Source organism: Salmonella sp. SAL4457, assembly GCF_046548235.1.
Taxonomy (GTDB): domain Bacteria; phylum Pseudomonadota; class Gammaproteobacteria; order Enterobacterales; family Enterobacteriaceae; genus Salmonella; species Salmonella enterica.
Window position 1 is genome coordinate 1 of record NZ_JBGDZO010000392.1, and the last position, 276, is coordinate 276.

At 49.6% G+C, this 276-nt stretch carries 1 rRNA gene; it reads right to left on the bottom strand.

The window, feature by feature from the left end:
• Positions 1 to 276, bottom strand: a 23S ribosomal RNA gene (locus ACLJNW_RS24780); the annotation flags it as partial.

Here is a 276-nt window from a genome sequence, read left to right on the forward strand (position 1 = left end):
TTGGTATTCTCTACCCGACCACCTGTGTCGGTTTGGGGTACGGTTCCTGGTTACCTGAAGCTTAGAAGCTTTTCTTGGAAGCATGGCATCAACCACTTCGTCATCTAAAAGACGACTCGTCATCAGCTCTCGGCCTTGAAACCCCGGATTTACCTAAGATTTCAGCCTACCACCTTAAACTTGGACAACCAACGCCAAGCTGGCCTAGCCTTCTCCGTCCCTCCATCGCAGTAACCAGAAGTACAGGAATATTAACCTGTTTCCCATCGACTACGC